Source organism: Azospirillum sp. NS33 (assembly GCF_059703765.1).
Map to the genome: position 1 here is coordinate 109,151 of NZ_BAAKJB010000010.1, position 26,995 is coordinate 136,145.

Annotated in this window: 24 protein-coding genes and 1 riboswitch; of the genes, 6 read left to right on the forward strand and 18 right to left on the reverse strand. The window is 71.2% G+C overall.

Going from position 1 to position 26,995, the window contains the following annotated elements:
- Nucleotides 1–3: 3 nt before the first annotated feature.
- The 8 genes from AC6H2I_RS11350 to AC6H2I_RS11385 form a co-directional block, all read right to left on the reverse strand.
- Nucleotides 4–1,185: a 1-deoxy-D-xylulose-5-phosphate reductoisomerase gene (locus AC6H2I_RS11350; RefSeq protein ID WP_497500738.1), complete on the reverse strand. Its 1,182-nt coding sequence runs from the start codon at nucleotides 1,183–1,185 to the stop codon at nucleotides 4–6.
- Nucleotides 1,176–2,024 (reverse strand): phosphatidate cytidylyltransferase, encoded by an 849-nt coding sequence (locus AC6H2I_RS11355; RefSeq protein ID WP_497500739.1) that lies wholly within the window; start codon nucleotides 2,022–2,024, stop codon nucleotides 1,176–1,178. The genes AC6H2I_RS11350 and AC6H2I_RS11355 overlap by 10 nt, the downstream gene beginning before the upstream one ends.
- The gene (locus tag AC6H2I_RS11360; protein WP_497500740.1) at nucleotides 1,966–2,703 is read right to left on the reverse strand and encodes an isoprenyl transferase; all 738 of its coding nucleotides are present in this window, start codon (nucleotides 2,701–2,703) and stop codon (nucleotides 1,966–1,968) included. The genes AC6H2I_RS11355 and AC6H2I_RS11360 overlap by 59 nt, the downstream gene beginning before the upstream one ends.
- Before the next feature lie 17 nt (nucleotides 2,704–2,720).
- Nucleotides 2,721–3,278 carry a ribosome recycling factor gene (frr, locus tag AC6H2I_RS11365; RefSeq protein WP_497500741.1) on the reverse strand — a complete coding sequence of 186 codons (558 nt, stop codon included), beginning with the start codon at nucleotides 3,276–3,278 and terminating at the stop codon, nucleotides 2,721–2,723.
- 3 nt (nucleotides 3,279–3,281) lie between these two features.
- Entirely contained in the window at nucleotides 3,282–4,037 is a 756-nt protein-coding gene (gene pyrH, locus AC6H2I_RS11370) for a UMP kinase (protein WP_497500742.1), read from the reverse strand.
- Between the two features lie 93 nt (nucleotides 4,038–4,130).
- Nucleotides 4,131–5,063, reverse strand: coding sequence for a translation elongation factor Ts (tsf, locus tag AC6H2I_RS11375; protein WP_497500743.1), 933 nt, complete (start codon nucleotides 5,061–5,063; stop codon nucleotides 4,131–4,133).
- A gap of 187 nt (nucleotides 5,064–5,250) precedes the next feature.
- Entirely contained in the window at nucleotides 5,251–6,069 is an 819-nt protein-coding gene (rpsB, locus tag AC6H2I_RS11380; protein WP_497500744.1) for a 30S ribosomal protein S2, read from the reverse strand.
- Nucleotides 6,070–6,365: 296 nt separating this feature from the next.
- Nucleotides 6,366–8,060 carry a methyl-accepting chemotaxis protein gene (locus tag AC6H2I_RS11385; RefSeq protein ID WP_497500745.1) on the reverse strand — a complete coding sequence of 565 codons (1,695 nt, stop codon included), beginning with the start codon at nucleotides 8,058–8,060 and terminating at the stop codon, nucleotides 6,366–6,368.
- A gap of 717 nt (nucleotides 8,061–8,777) precedes the next feature.
- Between AC6H2I_RS11385 and AC6H2I_RS11390 the strand changes: the two genes are divergently transcribed.
- Nucleotides 8,778–9,116 carry a hypothetical protein gene (locus AC6H2I_RS11390; protein ID WP_497500746.1) on the forward strand — a complete coding sequence of 113 codons (339 nt, stop codon included), beginning with the start codon at nucleotides 8,778–8,780 and terminating at the stop codon, nucleotides 9,114–9,116.
- Between the two features lie 18 nt (nucleotides 9,117–9,134).
- On the opposite strand, the gene ntrX is transcribed toward AC6H2I_RS11390, so the two are convergent.
- The 6 genes from ntrX to AC6H2I_RS11420 all read right to left on the reverse strand — a co-directional run bounded on the left by ntrX (nucleotide 9,135) and on the right by AC6H2I_RS11420 (nucleotide 17,665).
- Complete coding sequence (gene ntrX, locus AC6H2I_RS11395) at nucleotides 9,135–10,535, reverse strand: nitrogen assimilation response regulator NtrX (protein ID WP_497500747.1); 1,401 nt, start codon at nucleotides 10,533–10,535, stop codon at nucleotides 9,135–9,137.
- Nucleotides 10,525–12,840: a sensor histidine kinase NtrY-like gene (locus AC6H2I_RS11400; RefSeq protein ID WP_497500748.1), complete on the reverse strand. Its 2,316-nt coding sequence runs from the start codon at nucleotides 12,838–12,840 to the stop codon at nucleotides 10,525–10,527. The genes ntrX and AC6H2I_RS11400 overlap by 11 nt, the downstream gene beginning before the upstream one ends.
- A 155-nt stretch (nucleotides 12,841–12,995) precedes the next feature.
- The gene (gene ntrC / locus AC6H2I_RS11405) at nucleotides 12,996–14,441 is read right to left on the reverse strand and encodes a nitrogen regulation protein NR(I) (protein WP_497500749.1); all 1,446 of its coding nucleotides are present in this window, start codon (nucleotides 14,439–14,441) and stop codon (nucleotides 12,996–12,998) included.
- A complete protein-coding gene (locus tag AC6H2I_RS11410) occupies nucleotides 14,438–15,616 on the reverse strand; it encodes a two-component system sensor histidine kinase NtrB (protein WP_497500750.1) in 1,179 nt (392 codons plus the stop codon). Before AC6H2I_RS11410 ends, ntrC begins: the two co-directional genes overlap by 4 nt.
- On the reverse strand, nucleotides 15,616–16,602 hold the full coding sequence (gene dusB, locus AC6H2I_RS11415) for a tRNA dihydrouridine synthase DusB (protein ID WP_497500751.1): 987 nt from the start codon (nucleotides 16,600–16,602) through the stop codon (nucleotides 15,616–15,618). Before dusB ends, AC6H2I_RS11410 begins: the two co-directional genes overlap by 1 nt.
- A gap of 253 nt (nucleotides 16,603–16,855) precedes the next feature.
- Nucleotides 16,856–17,665 (reverse strand): cytochrome C assembly family protein, encoded by an 810-nt coding sequence (locus tag AC6H2I_RS11420; protein WP_497500752.1) that lies wholly within the window; start codon nucleotides 17,663–17,665, stop codon nucleotides 16,856–16,858.
- 173 nt (nucleotides 17,666–17,838) lie between these two features.
- Here AC6H2I_RS11420 and AC6H2I_RS11425 point away from each other — a divergent pair, with 173 nt between their 5' ends.
- Nucleotides 17,839–18,993 carry a bifunctional 2-C-methyl-D-erythritol 4-phosphate cytidylyltransferase/2-C-methyl-D-erythritol 2,4-cyclodiphosphate synthase gene (locus tag AC6H2I_RS11425; protein ID WP_497500753.1) on the forward strand — a complete coding sequence of 385 codons (1,155 nt, stop codon included), beginning with the start codon at nucleotides 17,839–17,841 and terminating at the stop codon, nucleotides 18,991–18,993.
- Between the two features lie 10 nt (nucleotides 18,994–19,003).
- Nucleotides 19,004–19,507, forward strand: coding sequence for a CinA family protein (locus tag AC6H2I_RS11430; RefSeq protein WP_497500754.1), 504 nt, complete (start codon nucleotides 19,004–19,006; stop codon nucleotides 19,505–19,507).
- Between the two features lie 15 nt (nucleotides 19,508–19,522).
- Here the strand turns inward: AC6H2I_RS11430 and AC6H2I_RS11435 are convergent, their stop codons facing one another.
- From AC6H2I_RS11435 to AC6H2I_RS11445, 3 genes are all read right to left on the reverse strand, one after another.
- Complete coding sequence (locus tag AC6H2I_RS11435) at nucleotides 19,523–21,745, reverse strand: LPS-assembly protein LptD (protein WP_497500755.1); 2,223 nt, start codon at nucleotides 21,743–21,745, stop codon at nucleotides 19,523–19,525.
- A 163-nt stretch (nucleotides 21,746–21,908) separates the two neighbouring features.
- A complete protein-coding gene (locus tag AC6H2I_RS11440; protein WP_497500756.1) occupies nucleotides 21,909–22,151 on the reverse strand; it encodes an Lrp/AsnC ligand binding domain-containing protein in 243 nt (80 codons plus the stop codon).
- A 4-nt stretch (nucleotides 22,152–22,155) separates the two neighbouring features.
- Entirely contained in the window at nucleotides 22,156–23,856 is a 1,701-nt protein-coding gene (locus AC6H2I_RS11445) for a DEAD/DEAH box helicase (protein WP_497500757.1), read from the reverse strand.
- A 246-nt stretch (nucleotides 23,857–24,102) separates the two neighbouring features.
- On the opposite strand from AC6H2I_RS11445, the gene AC6H2I_RS11450 reads away from it, so the two are divergent.
- Nucleotides 24,103–24,645 carry a hydrolase gene (locus AC6H2I_RS11450; RefSeq protein WP_497500758.1) on the forward strand — a complete coding sequence of 181 codons (543 nt, stop codon included), beginning with the start codon at nucleotides 24,103–24,105 and terminating at the stop codon, nucleotides 24,643–24,645.
- Nucleotides 24,646–24,667: 22 nt separating this feature from the next.
- Nucleotides 24,668–25,369 (forward strand): alpha/beta fold hydrolase, encoded by a 702-nt coding sequence (locus AC6H2I_RS11455; protein WP_497500759.1) that lies wholly within the window; start codon nucleotides 24,668–24,670, stop codon nucleotides 25,367–25,369.
- A gap of 28 nt (nucleotides 25,370–25,397) precedes the next feature.
- Here the strand turns inward: AC6H2I_RS11455 and AC6H2I_RS11460 are convergent, their stop codons facing one another.
- Nucleotides 25,398–25,973 carry a hypothetical protein gene (locus AC6H2I_RS11460; RefSeq protein WP_497500760.1) on the reverse strand — a complete coding sequence of 192 codons (576 nt, stop codon included), beginning with the start codon at nucleotides 25,971–25,973 and terminating at the stop codon, nucleotides 25,398–25,400.
- Nucleotides 25,974–26,124: 151 nt separating this feature from the next.
- Between AC6H2I_RS11460 and AC6H2I_RS11465 the strand changes: the two genes are divergently transcribed.
- Nucleotides 26,125–26,781: a DUF6134 family protein gene (locus tag AC6H2I_RS11465; protein ID WP_497500761.1), complete on the forward strand. Its 657-nt coding sequence runs from the start codon at nucleotides 26,125–26,127 to the stop codon at nucleotides 26,779–26,781.
- 55 nt (nucleotides 26,782–26,836) lie between these two features.
- Nucleotides 26,837–26,988: riboswitch (cobalamin riboswitch) on the forward strand.
- Nucleotides 26,989–26,995 lie beyond the last annotated feature (7 nt).

Here is a 26,995-nt window from a genome sequence, read left to right on the forward strand (position 1 = left end):
CGCTCACCCGCCCACGCGATCGGCCGCGCACCGCCGCGCCTGCGCGTCCGCGTCGAGGACGTCGGCGAGACCGGCGGGCGCCGTGTGCGGCAGCGCCGCCAGCGTGTCCTCGACGATCCGCGCGATGTCGAGGAAGCCGACACGGCCCGCGAGAAACGCCGCCACCGCCACCTCGTTGGCGGCACTGAGAATAGTAGGAGCGGCCCCCCCGCTTTGCAAGGCCGCCCGGGCCAGCCCCAGGGCCGGGAAACGCTGGGGATCCGGCGCTTCGAAGGTGAGCGTCGCCGCCTCCACCAGGTCGAGTCGGCGGGCCGGCGTGGCCATCCGGTCGGGCCAGGCCAGGGTGTGGGCGATGGGCGTGCGCATGTCCGGCGTGCCGAGCTGGGCAAGCACCGACCCGTCCACGTACTCCACCAGGGAGTGGATCACCGACTGCGGATGGACCAGCACGTCGATGCGCTCCTCGGGCATGGCGAACAGGAAATGGGCTTCGACGATCTCCAGCCCCTTGTTCATCATGGTGGCGCTGTCGACCGAGATCTTGGCGCCCATGTCCCAGGTCGGGTGGGCCACCGCCTGGGCCGGGGTCGCCGCCGCCATGGCCGCCCGGTCCAGGGTGCGGAACGGACCGCCCGACGCGGTGAGGATCAGCCGGCGCACCCGGTCGGGGCGGGCGAAGTCGAAGCACTGGTAGATGGCGTTGTGCTCGCTGTCGACCGGCAGCAGGGTGGCGCCGTGGGCCCGCACCTCGTCCATCATCACGGCGCCGGCGCACACCAGCACCTCCTTGTTGGCGAAGGCCACGCAGGCGCCGCGCCGCACCGCCGCCAGCACCGGCGCCAGGCCGGCGGCGCCGACGATCGCCGCCATCACCCAGTCGGCCGGGCGCGACGCCGCCTCGGCCACCGCCTCCGGCCCGGCGGCGGCCGCGACCCCGCTGCCCGACAGCGCCGCCTTCAAGGCCCGGTAGGCGTCGGGATCGGCCACCACGGCGAGGCGGGCGCCGAGGCGGCGCGCCTGCTGCGCCAGCAGGTCGACGTTGCGATGGGCGGTCAGCGCCTCGACGGCGAAGGCGTCGGGGTCGCGCGCGATCAGGTCGATGGTCTGGGTCCCCACCGACCCGGTCGAGCCCAGGACCGTCACGCGGCGGGGCTCATCGCGCCGCACCGCCGGATTCACCACCATTGCACCCACAGTCCCACCGTCGCATGGAAGAGCGCCAGCACCGGGGCCGCGACCAGGAGCCCGTCGATGCGGTCGAGCAGCCCGCCATGCCCGGGAATGAGCTGGCCGCTGTCCTTGACGTCGAACCGTCGCTTCACGGCGGATTCGAACAGGTCGCCGGCCTGGGCCACGACCGCCGTGCAGCCACCGGCCAGAGCGGCCAGCGGCGGGGCGGCCGCGCCGGCCGCCAGCGCCACCGCCAGCCCCACCAGGGCGGCGGCGGCCACCCCGCCGACCAGCCCGGCCCAGGTCTTCTTCGGGCTGATCCGCGGCGCCAGCTTCGGGCCGCCGATGGCCCGGCCCGCGGCGTACGCACCGATGTCGGTGGCCCACACCGCGAGCAGCACGAACAGGAACAGGCCGAGCCCGGCGGTGGGCGAGTCGCGCAGCCAATCCAGCGCCAGCACCCCCGCCGCGACGTAGGGGACGCCGAAGCCGGCCAGCCAGCGGCCCATGCCCGCGGTGGCGGTCACCACCCCGGCCAGCGCGAAGGCGGCCAGCAGCGCCAGCAGCGGGCCGGCCGCGACGTGCACGGCCAGCACCGCGACGAGCGCGGCCACCGCGGACGGCCCCGTCACCGCGCGCCGGTCCGCCGCCACCATGCGCACCCATTCCCACAGGGACACCACCGCCGTGGCCGCCAGCAGGGCCTTCAGCACCCAGCCGCCGGCCCACACGGCGACCAGCACCACCGGCCCGAGGACCAGCGCCGAGACGGCGCGGACCTTGAGGTCGCCGGCCTTACCGGGAGCCGGCGGTGGCGGCGCCGAACCGGCGTTCCCGCCGGTGGAACTCGTCAATGGCCACCTCCAGGTCGCGCTTCGTGAAATCGGGCCAGAGCGTGTCCAGGAACACCAGCTCCGCGTAGGCCGACTGCCACAGAAGGAAGTTGCTGAGCCGCTGCTCGCCGCTGGTCCGGACGATCAGGTCGGGATCGGGAATGTCGTGGGTGTAGAGACGTCCCGACACCGCCGCGGCGTCGATGGCGGCGGGGTCGAGCCGCCCCGCGGCGGCGTCCTCGGCCAGCCGGCGGGCGGCGTCGACGATCTCCTGCCGCGCCCCGTAGTTGAGGGCGACGACCAGCGTCAGGGCGGTGTTGGACCTGGTCAGGTCCTCGGCGTTCTCGATCAGGCCGACGATGTCCGCGGCCAGCCGGGCGCGGTCGCCGACGACGCGCAGGCGCACCCCGGCCTTGTGCAGCTCGGCGATCTCGCTGCGCAGGTAGTAGCGCAGCAGACCCATCAGTTCGCTCACCTCGTCGTCCGGCCGGCGCCAGTTCTCCGACGAGAAGCTGAAGATGGTCAGATAGCCGAGCCCGAGCTCGCGCGCCGCCTCGACCGCGCGGCGCACGGCGTCCACCCCCTTGCGGTGCCCCGCGGTGCGCGGCAGGCCCCGCGCCTTCGCCCAGCGGCCGTTCCCGTCCATGATGATGGCCACGTGGACGGGCGGTTCCGGGCGGCTCTCCTGAGCGTCGCGCATGCGTCGGCCCCGGCTCCTCAAACCTGCATGATTTCCTTTTCCTTGGCCGCCAGCGCCTCGTCCACCAGCTTGATGTGCTGGTCGGTCAGGCCCTGCACTTCGTCGGCCCAGGTCTTGTGCTCGTCCTGGGTCAGTTCGTTGGCCTTTTCCATCTTCTTCAGCATGTCCATGCCGTCGCGGCGCACGTTGCGCACGGCGACGCGGGCCTGCTCGGCGTACTTGTTGGCGACCTTGGCGAGCTCCTTGCGGCGCTCCTGGTTGAGATCGGGGATCGGCACGCGGATCGTCTGCCCCTCGGTCTGCGGGTTGAGGCCGAGGCCCGACTCCCGGATGCCCTTCTCGACGGCCTTCACCATGCCGCGGTCCCACACCTGCACGGTGATCAGGCGCGGTTCGGGAACCGACACCGTGCCGACCTCCTTCAGGTGCATGCGCGAACCATAGGCCTCAACCGTCACCGGCTCCAGCAGGCTGGCCGACGCACGTCCGGTGCGCAGGCCGGCGAGCTCCTTGCGGAAGGCCTCGATCGCCCCGTCCATGCGCCGCGTGAGATCGTTGATATCGGGATCGGCCACGGTTCACTCCCTTTCTTCGGTGATGATCGTGAACTTGCCACGCCCGGCCATGGCCTCGGCGAAGGACCCGGGGGTGTGGATCGAGAACACGAGAATGGGGATATGGCTTTCGCGCGCCAAGGAGATCGCGGTGGCGTCCATCACCTGGAGATCGCGCGACAGCACCTCCAGGTAGGTCAGCCGCTCGTAGCGGGTGGCGGCGGCGTCCTTCTTGGGGTCGGCGGTGTAGACGCCGTCCACCTGGGTGCCCTTGAGCAGCGCGTCGCAGCCCATCTCCGAGGCCCGCAGCGCCGCGGCGGTGTCGGTGGTGAAGAACGGGTTTCCGGTGCCGGCGGCGAAGATCACCACCCGCCCCTTCTCCATGTGGCGGATCGCCCGGCGGCGGATGTAGGGCTCGCACACCGACGACATGGGGATGGCCGACTGGACCCGCGTGTGCACGCCCTTGCGCTCCAGGGCGCTCTGCATGGACAGCGCGTTGATCACGGTGGCGAGCATGCCCATGTAGTCGGCGCTCGCCCGCTCCATGCCCGACGCCGCCCCCTTGACGCCGCGGAAGATGTTGCCGCCGCCGATGACCAGGCAGACCTGGACACCGAGCGCGATGGTCGCCTTCACCTCGTCGGCGACACGGTTGACCACCTCCGGTTCGAGGCCGTAGTCGCGTTGCCCCATCAACGCCTCGCCCGACACCTTCAAGAGGACCCGCTTGAAGCGGGTGCCTGTGTCGGGCACGGGTGCCCCGCTGGTTTGGCCCATGGACCGGCTCCCGGTAAGTGGCTTCGACGACATCGGATACGAACGGACGGCGCCCGCCGGCGGCCCCCGGCCGCCGGCGGGCGCCGGTCGACATCAGGCCTTCGTGCCGGCAGCGGCGGCCACCTCGGCGGCGAAGTCCTGCTCCTGCTTCTCGATGCCCTCGCCCAGCGCGAAGCGGACGAAGCCGGTGACCTTCACCGGGGCGCCGACCGTCTTGGCGGCGTCCTCGACGATCTTGCGGACCTTGGTCTCGCCGTCGATGACGTAGGTCTGCTCCAGCAGGCAGACCTCCTCGTAGTACTTGCGCAGGCGGCCTTCGACCATCTTCTCGATGATGCTCTCCGGCTTGCCCGACGCCCGGGCCTGCTCGGCCAGCACGTTGCGCTCGCGCTCCAGGGCGGAGGTGTCGACATCGGCGACGTCCAGCGCCTCGGGGCGGGCGGCGGCGACGTGCATCGCGACCTGGCGGCCCAGCTCGTTCAGCTTCTCCTGGTCGCCGGTCGACTCCAGGGCGACGAGCACGCCGATCTTGCCCAGCCCGGGCGCCGTGGCGGAGTGGATGTAGGCCGAGACGACGCCGGCGGACACCGCCAGCTTGGCGGAGCGGCGCAGGTTCATGTTCTCGCCGATGGTGGCGATCAGGCTGGTCAGCTCGTCCTGGACGGTGTGGCCGGTGCCGGGATAGGCGGCCTGGCGCACCACCTCGACCTCGCCGCTGGTGCCCAGCGCGATCTCGGCGACCTTGGCGGCGAAGCCCTGGAAGGTGTCGTTGCGGGCCACGAAGTCGGTCTCGGCGTTCACCTCGGCCACGGCGCCCGCGGTGCCCGAGGTGGCGATGGCGACAAGACCCTCGGCCGCCACGCGGCCCGACTTCTTGGCGGCGGCGGCGAGGCCCTTCTTGCGCAGCCAGTCGACCGCGCCCTCAAGGTCGCCGCTGGTCTCGCTCAGCGCCTTCTTGCAGTCCATCATGCCGGCACCGGTCTTCTCGCGCAGTTCCTTGACGAGCGCGGCGGAAATCTCGGCCATGGTTAAAGTCCTCTTTGTCGAAGCGGTCCAAACGAATCCATGCATCGCGCGGTCGACCCGGTGCCGCGGCGATCGTCACCGGCGTCCCCGCACGATGGCGGGTCGGCCGGAGTCGCGCAATGCCGCACCCGGCAGGGTCGCGGCATTGCGCTGGTCAACCCGGGCCCGCCGGTCGGCGGGCTTGGCCTCAGGCCTGAGGCGCGACCGGCTCGGCCTCGGCGGCGGGCGCCTCGGCGGCGGCCTCGGCCGGCTCGTCCTCGGGCAGGGCCTCCTCGGTGGCATCCTCACGGTTGCCGACGTCGATGCCGGCGGCCACCATCTCGGCCTGCAGACCGTCGAGCACCGAACTGGCCATCAGCTCGCAGTAGGTGTCGATCGCGCGCAGGGCGTCGTCGTTGCCCGGGACCGGGAACGCCACCCCGTCGGGATCGGAATTGCTGTCGATGATGGCGACCACCGGGATGCCCAGCTTGTTGGCTTCCTTGACGGCGATCGACTCCTTGTTGGTGTCGATGATGAACAGCACGTCCGGCAGGCCGCCCATCTCCTTGATGCCGCCCAGCGCGCGCTCCAGCTTGTCGCGCTCGCGGGTCAGCTGCAGGATCTCGCGCTTGGTCAGGCCACCGGTGTCGCCCGACAGCCGCTCCTCCATCTCGCGCAGGCGCTTGATCGACTGGGAGATGGTCTTCCAGTTGGTCAGCATGCCGCCGAGCCAGCGATGGTTCACGTAGTACTGGCCGCAGCGCGACGCCGCCTCGGCCACCTTCTCCTGGGCCTGGCGCTTGGTGCCGACGAACAGGACGCGGCCGCCGCCGGCGACGACGTCGCGCACCGCCTGCATGGCGCGGTGCAGCATCGGCACCGTCTGCTCCAGGTCGATGATGTGCACGCCGTTGCGCACGCCGAACAGGAACGGCTGCATCTTCGGGTTCCACCGGCGGGTGTGGTGGCCGAAGTGGACGCCGGCTTCGAGGAGCTGGCGCATGGTAAAGGTCGGCATAGGCATGGGTAACGGTCCTTTTCCGGTTGCTCCGCCGCGGGCGTTGTCCGGCCCCGTCGGGGGCGCAAACACCGGAGCGGGCCATCGGTGGTCAAGCCGAGGGTCCGCCAGCCCGCGTGAGGTTTTGACGACGGCGCTTTCATAGCCCGCCGAACTCGGTTTGGCAACAGGGATGGGAGGCGCCGTTCTGGGCGGGGGTGGCGCCGCGTTCCAACGACCTTGTGCTGACCGGAGGTCCCCGCCGGCCTTCGGCGGCGGCATGCCCGTGCCGGCCCGCGGCGGCACGGGCACGCTCGGCGCGGTCAGGCGGCGCGCACCCCGTCGATGAAGGAGTCGATGTCCTCCTTCAGGCTCACGGCCCGCTTGGCCAGCTCCTTTGAACAGCTCAGCACCTGGGCCGACCCGGACGCAGACGACTCGGCCGCCTGCTGGACGTGGACGACGTTGGCGCTGACCCGCTCGGTCACCTGGGCCGCCTCGGACGCGTTGCGGCCGATTTCCGAGGTCGCGGCGCTCTGCTCCTCGACCGCGGATGCCACGATCGTGGCCATCTCGTTCAGCCGGTAGACCACGGCGGCGACGCCGGCGATGACCTCCGCCGCGCCCTCGATGCTCGTCTGCATCGCGTTGACCTGGCCCCGGATGTCCTCGGTGGCGCGCCCCGTCTGGTTGGCGAGGGCCTTGACCTCGGACGCCACCACGGCGAAGCCCTTGCCCGCCTCGCCGGCCCGCGCCGCCTCGATGGTGGCGTTGAGCGCCAAGAGGTTGGTCTGGCCGGCAATGCCGGAGATCAGACCGACGATGTCACCGATCTGCTGCCCGACACCGCCCAGCCCCCGCACCAGCTCCTCGGCGCGCGAGGCCTGGGTCGAGGCCTGTTCCGCCACCTTCCGCGCGTCGGCCATTTGACGGGCGACCTCCTGGATGGAGCTGTTCATCTGGTCCGTCGCGGCGGCGACCGTCTGCACGTTGGCCGACGCCTGGGCGGTGGCGCCAGCCATGTCGGTGGTCTGCTGGCTGGTCTGCATGGCCGACGCCGTCATGGCCTGGGCGGTCGCCTCCAGCTCGGCCGCGGCCGAGGTCACGACTCCCAGCACCTCGCTGATCCGGCCGTCGAACTCCCGGACCATGGCGTCGACCGCCCGGGCCCTCTCCTCCCGGGCCCGCTGCGCCTGCGCCTGCTCCTCGGTGAGGCGGTGCCGCTCCAGGGCGTTGTCCTTGAACACCACCATGGTCTTGGCGATGTCGCCGATCTCGTCCTTCCTGCCGACACCGAAGATGTCGACGGTGAGGTCGCCGTCGGCCAGCGACCGCAGGGAGCGGACGACCGCCCGGACAGGATTGACGACGCCGCGGCGCGCGATCAGGAAACCGGCGATGGCGCCGAGCACGATGCCGACGGCGGCGGTGGCCATCATCATGCGTTGCGCCTGGGCGGCGGTGTCCGAGGCTTCCCGGGAGATCCGGCTGGCCTTGGTGTCGCCGTAGGTGGTGTATTCGCGAACCTTGTGGTTGAGGGTGTCGAGCGTGCCGCTGATCCCGCCGATCTGCGCCAGCATCTGCTGTTGCGCCTCGCCGACCGGCGCCGCCTGGTGCTGCTTCGCCAGCGCCATCGTCGCGTCGAGGTTGGCGTCATAAACGGCGAACAGCTCGCGGATTTCGTCGAGCATCTGGCGCTGCGTCGCGTCCGCGTCGGCTTGCGATTCGGACAGGCGCCGGTTCACCGCCTCACGGCGGCTCTCGATCTCCCGTTCCATGCGGCCGAGGCTCGCCGGATTCGCCGCGAGGTAATATTCGCTGCGGCTGAGCTCCATCAGGTTCCGGTTCAACCGGGCGCCTTCGGCGGCAAGGAGGCCGGCGGTCTCGATGCGGTCGGTCGCCCTGCTCAGACTGCCCAGCCCCGCGATGCCGACGCCGGCGATGGCCACCGAGATCAGCCCGAGGAGCGCCACGATCGATAGAATTTTGCCCGAAATCGGCACATTGCTGAACGTCATGGAGTGATGTTCCTTTCCGCCAATTCCCGGGAGCGACCGATTTGCCGTTCGATCGGCGAGACGGCCCACATGCGGCGGCCCGCGCCCGCCGGGACGTTATCCTTGCGGCAACTCGATCATCGATTGCCGCGCCATCGACGTATAACCTGCAAGTATGCGTGGACCGGGTCTCCAGACGGAGCGCTGGAGACCCCACAGCTCAGCCAATGCGTCTCCAATGACCCGCGCTGCGCAAGCGGATTCCGTGCACGAGGGTGTCATTCGGTTGAGTCCCGGGCACGGGGCCCGCCGCGACTCCGCGAGAGGCCTGCCACCCCAAGACGTCATTCATGCGGTTTATATATGCAGAGATGCCGCCTACTTGCTTCGTCTACGAACCGTAAGTCGTAATACATACGGGTGTCAATGCAAACTTTCGGTCTGGTGCAGACCCCCGCTCCGGGCGACCATTTGCTGGCGGCAAAAACGCAAAGAAGTGAGTGATATCAAATGGAGAACGGCGTCCGGCAGGCGACGGGCGAGGCGAACATGACGGACCGCGACGCCGCGGCCGGCGTGACCAACCGCATGGCTGCGGTCGTTGCACTCTATGCATCTCGGACCGCCGCGGCAAAGGCCGCAAACATTTCGACAGACCAGCTCGCCCGTCAGCTCAAGGGCCTGAACCGACCATTCTTCGACACGGTGTCGCGGCTGTGCGCCTCGAAGGGTGTGTCAATGGACTGGGTCGCCACCGGGACCGGGCCGATGATGCGCGAGGAGGCCGCCGAACCGGCACAGCCCGCCCCAAACCGCCGGCCGGTGGAACGGATCGACGAGGCCCTGCTGTTGAACGTGGTCCACGGGCTGGAGGTCTACCGCCTGCGCGAAGGGCTCGATCCCGCACCGGCGGACCGCGCCCGGCTGGTGGTTCTGCTCTATCGCATGCTGGCGCGCCGCCGGGCCGAACTCCACGGCCAGGGCGCGCCGATCCCGGCGGCGCTGTGCGAAGCCGGCCATCCCTTCGACGTCGCGTCCGATCCCGACCTGGTGGACATCGTCCATCTCGCCGGCTGAACCCGGCTGCGGCGTCCCTCACTCCAGGAACGGCTTGCCCTTGTCGTTGCCGTGGACGCCCAGCGACTTCAGCTTGCGGTGCAGGGCCGAGCGCTCCATGCCGACGAAGGAGGCGGTGCGCGAGATGTTCCCGCCGAAGCGGGTGACCTGGGCCAGAAGGTACTCGCGCTCGAACACCTCGCGGGCGTCGCGCAGCGGCAGGCCCATGATCTCGCCGCCCTTGTCCCACTTGAGCACGGTGGGGGTGATGGCGCCGATCTCCGGCGGCAGCATGTCCGCGCGGATCGCCTCCTTGGGATCGCCCTGGGCCATGATCAGCAGCCAGTCCACCACGTTGCGGAGCTGGCGCACGTTGCCGGGCCAGTCATAGGCCTGGAGCGCGGCCATGGAATCCTCGCCGAACTCGCGCGCCGGCAGGCCGGCCGCCTCGGCCGAGCGCAGCATGAAGTGGCGGGCCAGCAGCGGGATGTCCTCCCGGCGCTCGGCCAACGAGGGGACCCGGATCGGCACGACGGCCAGGCGATAGAACAGGTCCTGGCGGAACCGCCCCTGCTCGATCTCGGCCTGCAGGTCGCGGTTGGAGGTGGCGATCACGCGGACGTCCACCTCGACCCGGTGGCCGCCGCCGACCCGCTCGAAGGTCTGCTCCTGGAGGGCGCGCACGATCTTGCCCTGGGTCTCCAGCGGCATGTCGGCCACCTCGTCGAGCAGCAGGGTGCCGGTGTGGGCCTGCTCGAACGTCCCGGTCTTGCGCCCCGTCCCGTCGACCCCGATCTCGGTGCCGAACAGCTCCATCTCCAGGCGGTCCGGCCGCATGGTGGCGCAGTTCAGGCCGACGAACGGCCCGCCGGTGCGGCGCGAGCGGGCGTGGATGAGCCGGGCCACCACCTCCTTGCCGGAGCCGGCGGGGCCGGTGATCAGCACCCGGCTGCCGGTCGGGGCGACCTTGTCGATCGCCTGGCGGACCTGGCTGATGGCCGTGGAGCGGCCGATCAGCTCGATCTCGCCGCCGGCGCGCAGCTTCAGCTCCTGGTTCTCGCGCTTCAGCCGCGCCGCCTCGATGGCGCGGTCCACCATCAGCAGCAGGCGGTCGGCCTTGAAGGGTTTCTCGATGAAGTCATAGGCGCCCATCTTGATGGCGCCGACCGCCGTCTCGATGGTGCCGTGGCCGGAAATCATGATGACCGGCAGGTTGGGGTGGTCGTGGATCAGCCGCTCCAGGATCTGCAGGCCGTCCAGCTTGCTGCCCTGCAGCCAGATGTCGAGCACCACCAGGTTGGGGCGCCGCGCCGCCACCTGGGCGAAGGCCTGGTCGGCATCGCCCGCCTCGCGGGTCTTCATGCCCTCGTCGTTGAGGATGCCGGCAATGAGCATCCGGATGTCCGCTTCGTCGTCGACGATCAGAATGTCATGCGCCATGGGCTCGTTGCCTCTCTTCGCCGCCGGCCCCGGCCGGACGGTTGTCGGTTCCGGCGCCGTTTCCGGCCGCCGCCATGGTTTCCCGCGGGAAGATCAGGCAGACCCGCGCCCCGCCGTCGCCGCCATCGTCGAGCGTCAGCGTGCCGCTGTGGTCCTCCATGATCTTCTTGACGATCGCGAGGCCAAGGCCGGTGCCCTTGGTCCGCGTGGTGACGTAGGGTTCCGTCAGGCGGTGCCGCGCCTCGTCGGTGGGCAGGCCTCTGCCGTTGTCCTCGACCGCCAGGACGACGCGTTCGGCGTCCTCCTCGATGCGCACCGCCACCCGGCCGGGCGGCAGCGCGCCGCCGTCGGGCGGCGTGGGGCGCCCCTCTATGGCGTCCACCGCGTTCTGCAGCAGGTTCGTGAGGGCCTGGGAGATCTGCCGCCCGTCCACCGGCACGGTGAGCGGGCCGGGCGGCAGCTGCATGTCGAAGCGCACCGTGCCGTGGTGGGCGCTCGACTGCAGGAACACGGACTGCCGCACCAGATCGTTCAGGTTCACCGGCTTCATCACCGGCTGCGGCATCCGCGCGAAGGCGGAGAACTCGTCGACCATGCGCCGGATGTCGTCGACCTGGCGCACGATGGTGTCGGTGCACAGGGTGAACACCTCGGTGTCGTCGGGCGGCACCTGCTTCAGGTACTTGCGGCGCAGCCGCTCGGCCGAGAGCTGGATGGGGGTGAGCGGGTTCTTGATCTCGTGGGCGATGCGGCGGGCCACGTCGGCCCAGGCCGCCTTGCGCTGGGCCGACACCAGCTCGGTGATGTCGTCGAACGTCACCACGTAGCCGCGCACCCTGTCGGGCAGCCCCTCCGCGACGATCCGCACCAGCAGGGTCAGCGGCGGTTGGCCGGGGCGGCGCACCTGGACCTGGTCGTGGACGGCCCGGCCCGGCCGGCGCGGCGCCTGTTCCAGCAGCCCGGCGACCTCGGGCAACAACCGGGTCAGCGGCAGTCCGACCAGCGACTCCGGCTGCTCGACCCCGAGCAGGCGCGCCGCCGACAGATTGGGCAGGTTGACCACGCCCTCCCCGTCCAGGCCGATGACTCCGGCCGACACGCCGGACAGCACCGTTTCGATGAAGCGGCGGCGTTGGTCGACCTGGCGGTTCGCGTTCAGCAACTCGCGCCGCTGGGTGGCGATCTCCGTCGTCATCCGGTTGAAGGCGCGCGACAGCAGCCCCAGCTCGTCCTCGCCCGGCGGCTCCTCCACCCGCACCGTGAGGTCGCCGGCCCGCACCCGCTCCGCCGCGCCGATCAGCGCCGAGATGGGACGCGCCATGCGGGTCGCGAAGTGGAGGCCGGCCCACACCGCGGCCAGCAGAAGCAGCAGCGCCACCACCACGAAGATCATGGTGAAGGTGATCTGCAGGCTGCCGCGCTCGCCCTCCAGGGCCGCGTACTGGGTGGCCGCGCCTTGCGCCGCCTCCATGTGGGCGAGCACCCGCGGCTCCACCAGCCGGCCGACGTAGAGGTATGTGTCGACGAACCGGTCGAGTCGGACGAGGGCGCGCACCCGGTCGTCGCTCTCGTTGGTCATCACCGCGACCTCCCCGCTGCGCGCCTCCTCCAGCGCGGAATCGGGGATCGGGTCGAACTGCAGGGTGAAGGTGAAGCCGGAGCGGGCCAGGATGCGGCCGTTGGTGCCGTTGAACACCACCGCCTCGGACAGCGCGCGGAGCATCGCCTGGGTCGCCACCACCTGCTCGAAGCGGTCGAGGTCGCCGACCAGGCGGGCGGAGTCCTGGTTGAGGTCGTTGGCCATGGCCAGGGCGTCGGCGCGGATGTTCTGCTGGTGCTCGTGGAGGTAGGCCGTCGCCACCTCCAGAGACTCATGGATCGCCGTGCGCACCCGCTCGCTGAACCAGGACTGGATGCCGAGGTAGAAGAAGACCGCGGCGAAGGCGGCCATGATGATCGCCGGCGCCACCGCCAGAACGCTGAACATGGCGACCAGCCGGACGTGCAGCTGCGAGCCCGCCTGGCCGCGGCGGCGGACGATCCAGAGCTGCACGATGCGCCGCGCGACCAGCGCCCCCAGCAGCAGCAGCAGCACCAGGTCGAGGGTGAGCAGCAGGGTCACCGTGGCCGGGTCGCTCTCGCCGAACGGCGGCGCGTCGGTCAGGGCGGCGTAGGTCGCCACCCCCGCGGCGATCGCGGCGAGGCTGAGCGCGAACGCGAGCCGCTTGGCGAGCCGAAGGCGTGCCGCCCAGTACAGAAGCTGGCGCCACAGGGTCGAGGCGGTCTCGGGCGTCGTGGGCGACATGGAATCCGGCCGTGGGGATGTTGCCGGAAAGATACACCGCTGTTGCGGCATTGCCAAGCGGTAACGGAAAATTAGTCAACGGACCGAGGCAACGCCCGCGGGAATGTGGCAACGAGGGGAAATGTGTCGCGAGAATGACACAAATTCCTTCGATTTTATTTCAAACCCCGGACCACTTGGATGTCGAGGTCGCGAATTTTCTTGCGCAGGGTGTTGCGATTCAGCCCCAGCAGCTGCGCCGCCTTGATCTGGTTCCCCCGCGTCGCCGAGAGGCTGAGCGAGATCAGCGGCCGCTCGATCTCCCGCAGGACGCGGTCGTACAGGCCGTTCGACGGCATGCCGTCCTTGTGGGCGGCGAAGTAGTCCTTGAGGTGACGCTCGACCGCGGAGGACAGGCCCTCGCTCTGGGTCTCCTCGACCGGCTGGGCCGCGGGCTGGGCGTCGGCCAGTTCGGCCTCGATGACGTCGACGCCGATCACCTCCTGGGAGTACAGGGCGGCGAGCCGGCGCACCAGGTTCTCCAGCTCGCGCACGTTGCCCGGCCAGCGGTAGCGCTTCAGCCGGTCCATCGCGGCCTGGTCGATGCTCTTGGCCGGCAGGCCCTGGGCCACCGTCTGGTTCAGGAAGTGGCGGACCAGCAGGGCGACGTCCTCGGTGCGCTCGCGCAGCGGGGGCAGCCGGATGGGGACGACGCAGAGGCGGTAGAACAGATCCTCGCGGAACAGGCCCTGGCGGATCAGCGTGCGCAGGTCGCGGTGGGTGGCGGCGATGATCCGTACGTCGGTCTTGATGGGCGTACGCCCGCCGACCGTGGTGTACTCCCCCTCCTGGAGAACGCGCAGCAGGCGGGTCTGCGCCTCCAGGGGCATGTCGCCGATCTCGTCGAGGAACAGCGTGCCGCCCTGGGCCTGCTCGAACCGCCCCTGGGAGCGGTTGGTGGCCCCGGTGAACGCCCCCTTCTCGTGGCCGAACAGCTCGGACTCGATCAGCTCGCGCGGGATCGCCGCCATGTTGATGGCGACGAAGGGGCCGCTGCGGCGCTTGCCGTAATCGTGCAGGGCCCGTGCCACCAGCTCCTTGCCGGTGCCGGATTCGCCGGTGATCATCACCGTCAGGTCGGTGCCCATCAGCCGGGCGAGCACCCGGTAGATCTCCTGCATCGCCGGCGAGCGGCCGATGAGCGGCAGCTGCTCGTCGCTCTCGGCCATGTCGGCCGGCAACACCGGCGCCTGCTGGCGGGAGTTCAGGGCGCGCTCGACGACCGACACCAGCTCCTTCAGGTCGAACGGTTTGGGCAGATACTCGAAGGCGCCCCGCTCCGCCGCCTTGACCGCCGTGATCAGGGTGTTCTGGGCGCTCATCACCACGATGCGCAGATCGGGGCGGATCTTCTTGATCCGCGGCACCAGGTCGAGGCCGTTCTCGTCGGGCATCACCACGTCGGTGATGACGAGGTCGCCCTGCCCGTCCGCCACCCAGCGCCACAAGGTGGAGGCGTTGCCGGTGGTGCGCACGTCGTGACCGAGCCGGGCCAGCGCCTGGGTCAGGACCGTCCGGATGGCCCGATCGTCATCGGCGATGAGAATCGTCGCTCCGCTCATCCGCGCGGCCTCCCGCCACGGGTGGCCGGGTCCTTGGTCCCCACATCCTGCGCTTCATCGTACATGGGCAGCGACACCTTGAAGACGGTACGGCGCGGCTGGCCGTCGTATTCGATGACGCCACCGTGATCGCCGATGATCTTCGCCACCAATGCAAGACCAAGGCCAGTCCCGTTCACCTTGGTGGTGACGAAGGCGTCGAAGAGGTGCCCCCGAAGATCCTCGGGGATGCCTTCGCCATTGTCCTGCACCGACACCAGCAGCGGCAGATGGACGCGCTTGTCGCCACCCGGCAGGGCGATGCGCACCCCGTGTTGATAGGCGGTGGAGAGAACGATCTCACCGCCCGATTCGGGGGCAGCCTCTGCCGCGTTTTTGACCAGGTTCAGAAACACCTGCACAAGTTGATCGCGGTTTCCCCACACCGGGGGAAGCGACGGGTCGTACCGCTCGACGAAGCGGATGGGCCGGGCGAAGCCGCTCTGGGCCACCTTGCGCACGTGTTCGAGCACGCCGTGGATGTTCACCGGGCCGCGCTCCAGCGGCCGCTTGTCGGAGAACACCTCCATCCGGTTGACCAGGGCGACGATGCGGTCGGCCTCGTCGCAGATCAGGCGTGTCAGCACGCGGTCGTCCTCGGACGCGGACTCCTCCAGCAGCTGGGCGGCGCCGCGGATGCCCGACAGCGGGTTCTTGACCTCGTGGGCCAGCATCGCCGCCATGGCCGTGACCGAGCGGGCGGCGTGGCGGTGGGTCAGGGTGTTGGCGATCTTCCGCGCGATCGAGCGCTCGTGCAGGGTGACCAGGATCTGGTCGGAGCCGTCCCCCATGCCGGCCACCTGCACCGTCACGAAGTGCGGCCCGGTGCGCGGGGTGTCGATGCTGACCCCTTCCTGGGAGACGCTGCGGCTGCCGCGGCGGACCTGGTCGATCAGGCCCATCAGCGGGCTGTCCGACGGCAGCAGCGCCGTCAGCGCCATCCCCTCCATGGCGGCGGCGCCGAGATCGAAGAACTCCTGCGCCTCCAGATTGACGAAGCGGATCACCGCGGCGGCGTCGATCACCAGCACCGGGTCGGGCAATGCGTTGAGCACGGCCATCGGATCGATCACCGGGACGCGGATCGGCGGCCGCGGCGACCGCCGCGAGGACAGCGGCATGGCGGTACGGGGCATCAGGCGGCCCACCTTTCGATCTCGGGGGTGTAGAAGGCGACGATCCGCCGGCGCACGGCGTCGGCGTCGTCGATGCGGTTGATCGCCTCGCGGAACTCCGCCGAGCCGGGCAGGCCCTTGGAGTACCAGGCGATGTGCTTGCGGGCGACCCGGACGCCGGGCAGGCGGCCGTACTGGGCCAGCATGGCGTCGAGATGCTCCAGCAGGGTGGCCAGCTGGTCCGCCAGCGGCGGGTCCGGCAGGCGCTCCCCGGTGCGCAGGAAATGCATGACCTGGGCGGGGAACCAGGGCCGCCCGCAGGCGCCCCGGCCGATCATCACGCCGTCGGCGCCGGACAGGCGCAGCGCCGCGTCGGCGTCCTCCAGGCTCTGGATGTCGCCGTTGACGACCACCGGGATGGACACCGCCTCCTTGACCCGGCGCACGAAGGCCCAGTCCGCGGTCCCGGTGTACATCTGCTGACGCGTGCGGCCGTGGATGGTGATCATGCGCACCCCGCACGCTTCGGCGATGCGGGCCAGCCGCGGCGCGTTCAGGCTGTCGTGGTCCCAGCCCATGCGCGTCTTCATGGTGACCGGGATCGGCACCGCCGCCACCGTCGCCTCCATGATCCGTCCGGCCAGCGCCTCGTCGCGCATCAGCGCCGATCCCGCGAATCCGTTGACCACCTTCTTCACGGGGCACCCGAAATTGATGTCGACGATGGCGGCGCCGCGGTCGGCGTTCAGCTTCGCCGCCTCCGCCATCACCGTGGGTTCGCAGCCGGCGAGCTGGACCGCCATCGGAAACTCCTCCGGCACGGTGTCGGCCATGCGCAGCGTCTGCCGGTTCTCCCGGATCATCGCCTGGCTGGCGATCATCTCCGACACCACCAGGCCGCAGCCCATGCGGGTCACCAGCCGGCGGAACGGCAGGTCCGTGACACCGGACATGGGCGCCAGGACCACCGGGGCCGACAGGGTTATGGGTCCGATCTGGATGCTCATGAGGCGCTTGGTGCCTTCGACGCTCACGCCCGGACCGGACGCAGGTCGGCCCGCACACCCGCGCCCGGGGCGCGACGCTGTGCGCGCCTGTCCCCGGCCCGGTTGCCGCCCCCTGCCGCTTCCCAGCCGGCGTTGTTGACTATTTTTTGCGCACGTTCGGTTCGTGCTGCCATTTTGGGCACGCTATCACAGCGCGCTGGCGCGCCGCAAGGTCCACTAATCGTCCGTTTGGGCAGCGGATGAAGCAGTTCGCCTAACCAAGAAGCACGTCAGAGACGAACTTTACACCGGGGTACGCAAGAGTGAGTAAAAGATAGGCAATCAACACGAGCTGCGCCGCCGCCCGCCCCCGCACCCCGGTCCGCACATGGGCCAGCAGGAGCCCGCCGATGACCAGGAAGGTCGCCAGGGAAAACAAGATCTTGTGATCGAAACGCAGCGGTGCCCCCTGTTCGTAGTAGAGGACCGCCATCCCGGTCGCCAGCCCCGCGCCCAGCACCAGCTCCGAGCCGGCGAGCAGGCGCACCTGGAACCGTTCGCTCACCGCCGCGGGGGGCAGGAACCGGGTCAGCGGCGTCGGCCGCTTGGCCTTCAGCGCCCGCTCCTGCAGGAAGGCCGCCAGCGAGGCCACCGCGGCCAGGGTCAGCAGGGCGTAGGTGACCACCGACACCGCGATGTGGAGCTGGATCCACGCCGGCGGCGCCCCGCCGCGCAGCGGCGGCTCGTCGGTGCCCTGGGCCAGGGTGGCCAGCGCCGCCATGACCAGCAGATAGGGCAGCAGCAGCGGCGACAGGCGCCAGCCGTTGCTGGTGGACGCGCACAGCACCGTGAACAGCGCCATGCACATGGCGATGGTCACCCACAGCGTGCTCGGCAACCCGGTGTGCCAGCCGCCGGACACGTGGGCCGCCGCCGCCGCCGCGGAGCCCAGCACGGCCAGGCCCAGGGCCCCCCAATAGGCGACGCTCCGCCGCCCCGGCGCCCCGACCAGCCGGTAGGGGAACAGCGATGCCGGGAGCAGCGCCACCAGCGCCGACAGGCTGAACATCATGTTCTGTGTCATGTCCGAACGACCGCGCCTCTCCACCGCCAACCGCCCCGCTGGGCATCCGCCCGCAGGCCCGGCAACGCCACCGGCTAGCCCTTGGCGCCGCACCGCCGACAGGCTAGGCTGCTGCGCATCGGCGTCAAGCCCCATGCATCGCCATCACCTATGGACGGACCGCCGCCTTCGCCATGCCCACCTGCACCGCCCTGATCGTCGCGGCCGGAAACGGACGGCGCTTCGGCGCCGAGCGGCCCAAACAATACCATGATCTCGCCGGCGCACCGATTCTCCGACGCACCGTCCAGGCGTTCCTCGACCACCCCGCGGTCGACGCGGTCCTGGTGGTGATCGATCCGACGCACCGTGCGCTCTACGACGCGGCGGTCGCCGGGCTTCCCCTGCCCGAGCCGGTGGCCGGCGGCGCCACGCGCCAGCGTTCGGTGGCCAATGGGCTGGAACGGCTGGCCGCCTGCCCGCCCGACCGCGTGCTGATCCACGACGCGGCCCGGCCGCTGGTCGACGCCGCCACCATCGGGGCGGCGGTGGCCGCCCTGGACGAGGCCCCGGGATGCGTCGTCGCGGTGCCGGTGACCGACACGCTGAAGCGCGGCGACGGCCGGCTCAGCGCCGGCACGGTGGATCGGGCCGGCCTGTGGCGGGCCCAGACCCCCCAGGGGTTCCGCTTTCCCGCCATCCTCGGCGCGCACCGCGCGGCCGCCGGCGATGACCTCACCGACGACACCGCCGTGGCCGAGCGCGCCGGCCTGGCGATCGCCCTGGTGCCCGGCCGCGAGGAGAACTTCAAGGTGACCACCACCGACGATCTGGTGCGCGCCGAACGGCTGCTCGACGCCCGCCTGGGCGACGTGCGCACCGGGTTCGGCTTCGACGTCCACCGCTTCGCCCCGGGCGACCACGCCATGCTCTGCGGCGTCGCGGTGCCCCACGGGCAGACGCTGGAGGGGCATTCCGACGCCGACGTCGGCCTCCACGCCCTGACCGACGCCATCCTCGGCGCGCTCGGCGCCGGCGACATCGGCAGCCACTTCCCGCCGTCCGACCCGCGCTGGCGGGGCGCCGACAGCGCCCGCTTCCTGCACCACGCCGCCGGTCTGGTCGCCGCCGCCGGCGGGCGCATCGCCCACGTCGACGTCACCCTGGTGTGCGAACGCCCCAAGATCGGCCCGCACCGGCCGGCCATGGTCGCCCGGGTCGCCGCGATCCTCGGCATCGACCCGGCACGGGTCAGCGTCAAGGCGACCACCACCGAACGGCTGGGCTTCACCGGACGCGGCGAGGGCATCGCCGCCCAGGCGGTGGCCACCCTCCGTCTGCCCGTCTAAGGGAGGCCCCATGTTCCCCGACGCCATCCGCACCCTCGCCACCGCCGTCCTGGCCGAGTACGACGCCGCCGGCTACACCGTGGCGACCGCGGAGTCCTGCACCGGCGGCCTGATCGCGGCCGCCCTGACCGAGATCCCCGGCTCGTCCCGGGTGGTCGAGCGCGGCTTCGTGACCTACGCCAATGTCGCCAAGTCGGACATGCTGGGGGTGCCGCCCAGCCTGATCCACGCCCACGGCGCGGTCAGCGCGGAGGTGGCGGTGGCCATGGCGGTGGGCGCCCTCAACCACTCCAAGGCGGACGTGGCGGTGGCCGTCACCGGCGTGGCCGGCCCCGGCGGCGGCACCGCCACCAAGCCGGTGGGGCGGGTCTACGTCGCCACCGCCGTGCGCCGCGGCCCGGCCGCCCACAAGGAGTACACCTTCGCCGGCGACCGCGACGCCGTGCGCATGGCGACGGTGGAAACGGCCCTGGAGCGGCTGCGCGCCGCCCGGCCACGGGCCGGCCAGCGCTGACGCTGCGGCCCGGCGTCAGCTGTTGCCGGAGCCGCCGCCGCCGAACAGGCTGCCGCCGATGTCGGGCGAGGTGAACTCGCCGATGTTCTTGAACACCAGCCGGAACAGCAGCGAGGTGCCCTCCTCGATGTCGTCGCCCGGCACGTCCGTGAAGTCGCGCCGCGCCACGGTCTGGAAGGTGAAGCACTCGTCCTGATAGGTCAGCACCAGCGCCGCGGCGCGCGGCCCGGGATCGGGCGCGTAGGCCTGGACGTAGGCGGCGTTGAGCGACCACAGCGCCGACAGGCGCGAGCCCAGCGTGAAGGTCGCCTGCTCGATCTCGTCGCGCTGCACCGCGTAACGGTCGGTGGTCTGGTCCACATAGGTGTAGGAGGTGCCGATGCGCAGCTCCGGCACGCCGGCCGAGGCGGTCAGCGAATGGCGCCGCGGGCTGAGCGATCCCTGGTCGAGCCGGAACCCGTAGTTGACGTCGAGCCAGGGTGCGGGCGTCAGGTCGAGCCGGCCGACGTAGTCGGACATCCGCTCCTCCAGGCCCGAGCCCTCGGCGAAGTCCGCCTCGTCGGTGAGCCGGTAGCTCTGGCCGACGAACAGGGTCGCCCGGCCGCTGGAGTAGCCGTAGATGCCCGTCTTCAGGCCGTAGGTGATGCGCGATCCGCCTTCGAGCCGGTCGATGCCGGTGAACCGGCTGGGCCGGAACAGGATGCTCTCGTCGAACTCGACGTCGCGGCTGTCCTCGTTGGGGATGTCGTCGTTGTCGATGTTGGGGGCGGCGGTGAACGCCACCATCGGCTCGACCAGTTGGCTGGAGCGCTCGCCATAGCGCACCACGGGATACCGGAACTGGGCCTGGGCCTGCGGGAAGAAGCGGAACTCGCTCTGCGAATCGCCGCCCGCGTAGTAGTCGGGCGCGAGGTTGCGGTCCTGGGCGCTGTAGCCGGCGGCGAGCACCCCGGCGTCCAGCGTCGTCACCAGGCCGAAGCCCGACACGATCTCGCGCCGCCATCCCGGCCGCACCGCCAGGCGCTGGGTCGAGCGGCCGTCCTCGCGGTAGACGCCGAGCACGTTGGCGTCGAGCGACCACCGGCCGCCCCACAGGCTGTTGGGCTGGCCGAGCGCGCTGTACTGCGCCAGCGGCAGCACCAGCGGTTCCTCAACGGTGTTGCCGTAGCGCAGGTCCTGGAAGGCGTAGGCGTTGAGGGCGGCGTAGTTGCGCCCGCGGAACCCCTCGACAAAGGCACGGCTGGTGAGGAAGTCGTCGGTGACGTCGTAGTAGCGGCGCAGGTAGGTCTCGTCGCTGGCGCGGTTGACGTCGAAGCCCCAGCGCCACGTCTCGTCCACCTCGAACAGGCCCTTGGCGGCGATGTGACCGCGCCAGGTGTCCTCGTTGCTGTCGGCGGGGTCGACGCCGGGCTGCTCGCCGCGGGCGACGCTGGCGTTGAGCTGCAGCGAGCCGTTCTCGAACCGCTTCCGGTACTCGCCGCCCAGCAGCAGCCCCTGCTCCGAGAAGGCGCCCACCTCGACGGTGGCGTCCTGGTCCGGGGCGATGTCGATGTAGTAGCGCCCCCGCAGGAACAGCCCGAGGTCGGAGCTGTTGCCGAAGCTCGGCGCGAGGAAACCGGACTTGCGGTCCACCGTGGGGTCCGGGTGCGACAGGTACGGCGTGTAGGCCACCGGCACACCGAACAGTTCCAGCACCGCGTCCTTGTAGCGGATCTCCTTCTCCTCGGAGTCGTGGACGACCCGCACGGCGCGGATCTGCCACAGCGGCGGCCGGGTGCGGTCCTCGGCGCACAGCTCGCAAGGGCTGTACACGCCGCGGTTGACCCGGGTCAGCACGCCGCCCCGCCGCTCCGCCTCGGTGCCGGCGATCCGCCCGTCATCCGTCATCAACACGCGGATGTTGTCGATGAAGGCGTCGCGCATGTCGTCGGTCAGTTCGGCGTAGTCGGCGAACACGATGTCGCCCGACGGCTCGACCAGCCGGATGTTCCCGGTGGCGGTGACCACCCTGGTGCGGCGGTTGTAGACGATGGTGTCGGCGCGCACGGTGCGCAGCCCCTGCGACAGCTCCACGTTGCCCGACGCGGTGACCACGTCCTGGCCCTCGTCGAAGGTCACCTGATCCGCGGCCAGCAGCACCGGCTGGTCGTCGCGGGTCGGCGCCTGGGCGTTCGATGGCGCCGCCGCGGCGACGCTGGCGGCGACCGTGAGGGCGATCAGCCCGCTGCGCAGGGCCAAGGTCCGGGGGGAGCGTGTCGCCCTGCTGCGCCCCTGGCGGCGCGGACGGGCATGTCGCGGGAAGTTCTGTGGCATCCCCGAACGTTTGGGGTAACCCCGGCGGCAAGTCAACGGTTTCGCACCCGGAACCCTTCCGCGGGCTGCCGGGTGCGGCTCCCGTGCCTCAGGCGAAGGCCTTGAAGGCGATCAGCGTGAAGGTGTCGCGGACTCCGGGAAGCGTCTGGATGCTGTCCGTGACGAATCGCCCGATGTCGGAATCCTGGGCGAGATAGCATTTCATCAGCAGATCGTACTGGCCGGAGGTCGAGTGGACCTCCGACACCTGCTCGATGCCCTGCACCGCCGCGTCGGCCACGTCGTACGCCTTGCCGAGGTCGCATTTGACCATGACGAAGATGGTCTGCATCGCCTCAGCCCTCCTGGCTCGGGTCCGGCTCCGGCATCACGCGGCGGCGGGTGGGGGCGAGCATGAAGGCCGGCAGGTGATCGCCGAACCCGACCACCGGCGACTCGTCGTCCTCGTCCTCGTCGCGGCGGCGGCGGCGGTCGCGGTCCCGCCGCACCGGCCCCTCGGCGCGCGGCGGCAGGGCGGTCTCGGCCTCCGGCCGCTCCCGCTCCGCCCGCTCCCGCTCGACCCGCTCCCGCTCCGTCCGTTCCGGACGATCCCGCTCCGTCCGTTCCGGACGATCCCGCTCGACCCGCTCGCGCTCGGGCCGCTCGCGCTCGGGCCGCTCGCGTTCGGGCCGCTCGCGTTCGGGCCGCTCCGGGCGATCCCGCTCGATGACCTTCTCGGGTCGGTCCCGCTCGGCCACCCGCTCGGGCCGGTCACGCTCGGTGGTCCGCTCCCGTTCCGGGCGTTCGGGCCGTTCGCGGACGGCCTCCCGGCCACGGGCGGGGTGCTGCGACTCGCGAGGCTCCTCCTTGGCGCCCCGCCCGCGGCCACGGCCGCGGCGGCTGCGCACCGTCTCCTCGTCGTCGAAGCCCGGGTTGTCCAGCCCGTCGATGGCGATCACCGGGATCTCACGACCGATCAGCCGGGTGATGGCCGCCACCGCCTTGCCGTCGTCCGGGCAGGCGATGGTGAAGGCGCGCCCGCTGCGCCCGGCACGGCCGGTCCGGCCGATCCGGTGGACGTAGTCCTCGGCGTTGATCGGCACGTCGAAATTGAAGACGTGGCTCAAGCCCTGAACATCAAGGCCGCGGGCCGCCACGTCGGAGCACACCAGCAGGGTGATGTTGCCCTGCTTAAACGCCTCGAGCGTCTCGGTGCGCTTGGACTGCACCATGTCGCCGTGCAGGGCGCCGGCGTTGAAGCCATGGCTCTCCAGCGACTTCTGCAGCACGGCGATGTCGCGCTTGCGGTTGCAGAAGATGAAGGCGTTCTTCACGTCCTCGGTGCGCAGCAGGTGGCGCAGCGCCTTGCGCTTGTCGACATGCTCGACGACGCACAGGGCCTGGGTCACCGTCGCCGACAGCGAGGCCGGCGGGGCCACCGTGACCTCCTTGGGGTTCAGCAGGAAGCTGTCGGCGAGACGGCGGATCTCCGGCGGCATCGTCGCCGAGAAGAACAGGGTCTGGCGGATCTTCGGCAGCTTCGAGACGATGCGCTCGATGTCGGGGATGAACCCCATGTCGAGCATCCGGTCCGCCTCGTCGATCACGAAGACCTTGATGTCGCTCAACATGATGTTGCCGCGCTCGAACAGGTCGAGGAGCCGGCCCGGCGTGGCGATCAGCACGTCGACGCCGCGGTCGAGGCGCTTCACCTGCTCGGTGAAGGTCTCGCCGCCGATCAGCAGCGCCATGCTCAGCTTGTGGTAGCGGCCGTAGGTTTCGAAGCTCTCCGCCACCTGGGCGGCCAGCTCGCGCGTCGGCTCCAGGATCAGCGAGCGCGGCATGCGCGCCCGGGCCCGGCCAGCGGCGAGGATGTCGATCATCGGCAGGGTGAACGACGCCGTCTTGCCGGTGCCGGTCTGCGCACAGCCCAGCACGTCGCGGCCCTGCAGGACCCAGGGAATGGCCTGCTCCTGAATGGGCGTCGGCTGGGTGTAGCCCTTGTCTTCGATGGCGCGCAGGACGTCAGGTCCGAGCCCGATTTCCGAGAATAGCATCCAGATTGTTTCTGTTCTGAGAACGAAAAGCCGACCCCATGGTCCGCCTTTAGATGGGTCCGCAGAATATGAAGTCAAAGCTCGGTGTCAACACACCATTGACGTTTGGAGTGAAATCGCTGCGTTTTCCCCGCGGACGTGTTGCCGAGGCGACCGCGTCCCTGGCGGTGGGAGTGGCGGTGTTGGTGGCGGTGGCGGCCCCGGTGCGCTAGGGTGCGGCGGAGGATTGCCGGGAGACGCCACGCCATGCTGATGTCCGCCGCCGACTCCGTGCTCCTCGTCGTCGACGTCCAGGAGCGGCTGGTGCCGGCCGTGCACGGCGCCGACGCGATTGTGCGCAACGCCGCGGTGCTGCTCGACGCCGCCCGCGCGCTCGACGTGCCGGTTCTGGTGAGCGAGCACTACCCGGCCGGGCTGGGCCGCACCGTGCCGGAGCTGCGGCAGCGGCTGCCCGATGGCTGCGTGGTCGGGAAGATCCATTTCGCGTGCGGCCGCGAGCCCGGATTCCCCGAGCGCCTGGCGGCCCTGGGTCGCCGCCAGGTGGTGATCGCCGGGGCCGAGGCCCACGTCTGCGTGCTCCAGACCGCGCTCTCGCTGGCCGCGCTCGGCTACGCGGTGTTCGTCGTCGCCGACGCCACGGGATCGCGCGACCCGCGCAACGCCGACCTGGCGGTGGCCCGCTTGCGCGGCGCCGGCGTGACCGCCGTGGCCACCGAGATGGTGGTGTTCGAGTGGGCCGGCCGCGGCGACACCCCGGCCTTCAAGTCCCTGCTTCCCCTGATCCGCTGACCCGCCCCGTGGAGCCCGCCCCTTGGACCGCCCGCCCCTGATCCTGTTGCCCGGAATGCCCCTGGACGGGGCGCTGTGGGACCACCAGACCCGGCACCTCGCCGATGTGGCGGACGTCCGCGTCGGCGACCTCGGCGGCGCCGACTCCATGGCCGCGCTGGCCGACGCCGTGCTGGCCGCCGCGCCGCCTCGGTTCGCGCTGGCCGGGCTTTCCCTGGGCGGCTACGTGGCCATGGAGATCCTGCGGCGCGCGCCGGACCGCGTCGCCCGGGTCGCCCTGCTCGACACCAACCCCCACGCCGACTCCGCGGAGCAGAGCGCCAACCGCCGCGCCGCGGTCGGGCTGGCGCGCGGCGGCCGGCTGCGCCAGGTGGTCACCGCCAGCCTGCCAAAGTTGCTGCACCCCGACCACCTCGGGGACCGCGCCTTGGTCGACTCCGTGCTCGCCCAGGCCGACCGTCTGGGTGCCGAGGCCTACGCGCGCCAGCAGGAGGCGATCATCGGCCGCCCCGACAGCCGGGACTCCCTGGCCGCCGTGCGCTGTCCGGCCCTGGTGGTGTGCGGCCGTGAGGATGCCCTGTCGGGGGTCGCGGTGCACACCGAGATGGCCGCCCTGATCCCCGGGGCGCGGCTGGCGGTGGTGGAGCACTGCGGCCATCTCTCGGCCATGGAGCAGCCGGTCGCCGTGACGGCGCTGCTGCGGCTGTGGCTGCTCCACGGCTGACGTCCGCCGCCTGCCGCGGCCTGCTTCCTCAGCAGCCGCCGAGGAAGCAGCGATCGTTGTCGTCGCGCTCCTCCGGCGGGAACAGCGCGAAGGTCAGATCGCCGACCAGGCTGTCGAAGGCGGCGCTGTCGACCGCGACCGGCGTCGCCAGCCATCCCGTGGCCGAGGTCAAGGCCCCGCCGCGGCAGAACGCCGCCTCCACCATCATGTCGCCGCTGGTGCGCGGCTGGGTCGGCACCGGCCCCTCCCGGCACAGCGCGGAGGGCATCACCGGCGGCGCGGGATCGAACGCGAACACCACCTTGTAGTCCGGGCGTGCCGACTCCCCCGGCGTCGTGGTGAAACGGGTGTCGATCCCCATGATGTGCCCGTCCATGGCCTCGATCACCGCGGCCTCCAGCCGCTCCCGGTCGGCGCCGGCGGGCGCGCCGTGGATGACGACCCTCAGGTCACGGCCGGACGCCGCGTAGCGCACCTCGCCGCGGGTGTAGGCGCCGAGCGGCGCGTCGGCGACCACGCGCCCGCCGCTGCAGCCGACCAGCGGGGCGGTGGACAGCGCCAGGACCGCCAGGGCGTGTAGCCGGCAAACGGAACGGTTCGGCATGGCGTGTCCCCCTCGGTTGGCGTGGCCGTCGCCGCAAGCATGGTGCCGGGCCGGCCGCACGGCAAGGCCCAGCCCGCGCGACGCGTGATGATGGGACGAACCGGCGGCCCCGCTGTTGAGGGTCGATCCAACCGCCACGAGGGAGAGGGCCATGCTGACGCTGGACCGTCGGGCGCTGCTCGCCGGGGCGACCGGCGCCACCATCCTGGCCGGCGGCCTCGGACGGGGGTGGGCCCAGGGCGGGACGATGCCGCCCGCCGGACCGCTCCGCTTCGCCATCCGCGTCAACGGCGACGAGGCCGGCCACCACACGCTGCGGTTCGTCCCCACCGCCGACGGCTTCGATGCGCTGGGCTCCACCCGGATCCGGGTGAAGGTGGCGTTCATCACCGCCTACCGCTTCTCCCAGGAGACCGAGGAGCGCTGGGTGGGTGGGCGCTGGGTGCGCTACCGCAGCAGCGGCGAGGAGAACGGCGACGCCTATCGGGTCGAGGCCCGCAACACCGCGGACGGCGTCCTGCTGAACGGCCGGCCGGTCGCGGCCGGCGTGATGCCGGCCAGCTTCTGGAACCCGGGCGTGCTCGACAGCCCGCGGGTGATCGACCCGGTGAAGGGCACGGTGGTGACGCAGTCGGTGCGCCGCCGCGGCCGCGACCCGGTCACCCTGGACGGCCGCCGGATCGCCGCCACCGCCTACGCCGTCGACAACTTCCTGGATGGAACCATCTGGTACGCCGCGGACGGCCGGTGGCTGCGCGCCGACTTCGACAAGCGGGGCCACGCCGTGGAATACCGGCGCACCGCGTGAGCGGTCGCGGCGGCCTCTGGCGCCGCCGGGCGTCCCGTGCCACCATGGCGCCGCGCCAGGTGCCCGCGGCTTGCGGGAGAATCGGGAAGGCGGTGGGAATCCGCCACGTGCCCAACGCTGTGATGGGGACCGTCCGGACACGCGCCACTGGCCAGCGGCCGGGAAGGCGTCCGGACGGGACGATCCTCAGTCAGAAGACCGGCCTGGACGCATC

Excerpts from the sequence above, each read along its gene's own strand:
- AC6H2I_RS11390 (WP_497500746.1), top strand. The coding sequence starts at position 8,778 with ATGGACTGGGTCGCCACCGGGACCGGGCCGATGATGCGCGAGGAGGCC.
- dusB (WP_497500751.1), bottom strand. The coding sequence starts at position 16,602 with ATGAGCATCCAGATCGGACCCATAACCCTGTCGGCCCCGGTGGTCCTG.
- AC6H2I_RS11385 (WP_497500745.1), bottom strand. The coding sequence starts at position 8,060 with ATGACGTTCAGCAATGTGCCGATTTCGGGCAAAATTCTATCGATCGTG.
- AC6H2I_RS11450 (WP_497500758.1), top strand. The coding sequence starts at position 24,103 with ATGCTGATGTCCGCCGCCGACTCCGTGCTCCTCGTCGTCGACGTCCAG.
- AC6H2I_RS11440 (WP_497500756.1), bottom strand. The coding sequence starts at position 22,151 with ATGCAGACCATCTTCGTCATGGTCAAATGCGACCTCGGCAAGGCGTAC.
- ntrX (WP_497500747.1), bottom strand. The coding sequence starts at position 10,535 with ATGGCGCATGACATTCTGATCGTCGACGACGAAGCGGACATCCGGATG.
- AC6H2I_RS11425 (WP_497500753.1), top strand. The coding sequence starts at position 17,839 with ATGCCCACCTGCACCGCCCTGATCGTCGCGGCCGGAAACGGACGGCGC.
- AC6H2I_RS11460 (WP_497500760.1), bottom strand. The coding sequence starts at position 25,973 with ATGCCGAACCGTTCCGTTTGCCGGCTACACGCCCTGGCGGTCCTGGCG.
- AC6H2I_RS11350 (WP_497500738.1), bottom strand. The coding sequence starts at position 1,185 with ATGGTGGTGAATCCGGCGGTGCGGCGCGATGAGCCCCGCCGCGTGACG.
- AC6H2I_RS11410 (WP_497500750.1), bottom strand. The coding sequence starts at position 15,616 with ATGCCCCGTACCGCCATGCCGCTGTCCTCGCGGCGGTCGCCGCGGCCG.
- AC6H2I_RS11400 (WP_497500748.1), bottom strand. The coding sequence starts at position 12,840 with ATGTCGCCCACGACGCCCGAGACCGCCTCGACCCTGTGGCGCCAGCTT.
- AC6H2I_RS11360 (WP_497500740.1), bottom strand. The coding sequence starts at position 2,703 with ATGCGCGACGCTCAGGAGAGCCGCCCGGAACCGCCCGTCCACGTGGCC.
- pyrH (WP_497500742.1), bottom strand. The coding sequence starts at position 4,037 with ATGGGCCAAACCAGCGGGGCACCCGTGCCCGACACAGGCACCCGCTTC.
- rpsB (WP_497500744.1), bottom strand. The coding sequence starts at position 6,069 with ATGCCTATGCCGACCTTTACCATGCGCCAGCTCCTCGAAGCCGGCGTC.
- tsf (WP_497500743.1), bottom strand. The coding sequence starts at position 5,063 with ATGGCCGAGATTTCCGCCGCGCTCGTCAAGGAACTGCGCGAGAAGACC.
- AC6H2I_RS11465 (WP_497500761.1), top strand. The coding sequence starts at position 26,125 with ATGCTGACGCTGGACCGTCGGGCGCTGCTCGCCGGGGCGACCGGCGCC.
- ntrC (WP_497500749.1), bottom strand. The coding sequence starts at position 14,441 with ATGAGCGGAGCGACGATTCTCATCGCCGATGACGATCGGGCCATCCGG.
- AC6H2I_RS11430 (WP_497500754.1), top strand. The coding sequence starts at position 19,004 with ATGTTCCCCGACGCCATCCGCACCCTCGCCACCGCCGTCCTGGCCGAG.
- AC6H2I_RS11445 (WP_497500757.1), bottom strand. The coding sequence starts at position 23,856 with ATGCTATTCTCGGAAATCGGGCTCGGACCTGACGTCCTGCGCGCCATC.
- AC6H2I_RS11420 (WP_497500752.1), bottom strand. The coding sequence starts at position 17,665 with ATGACACAGAACATGATGTTCAGCCTGTCGGCGCTGGTGGCGCTGCTC.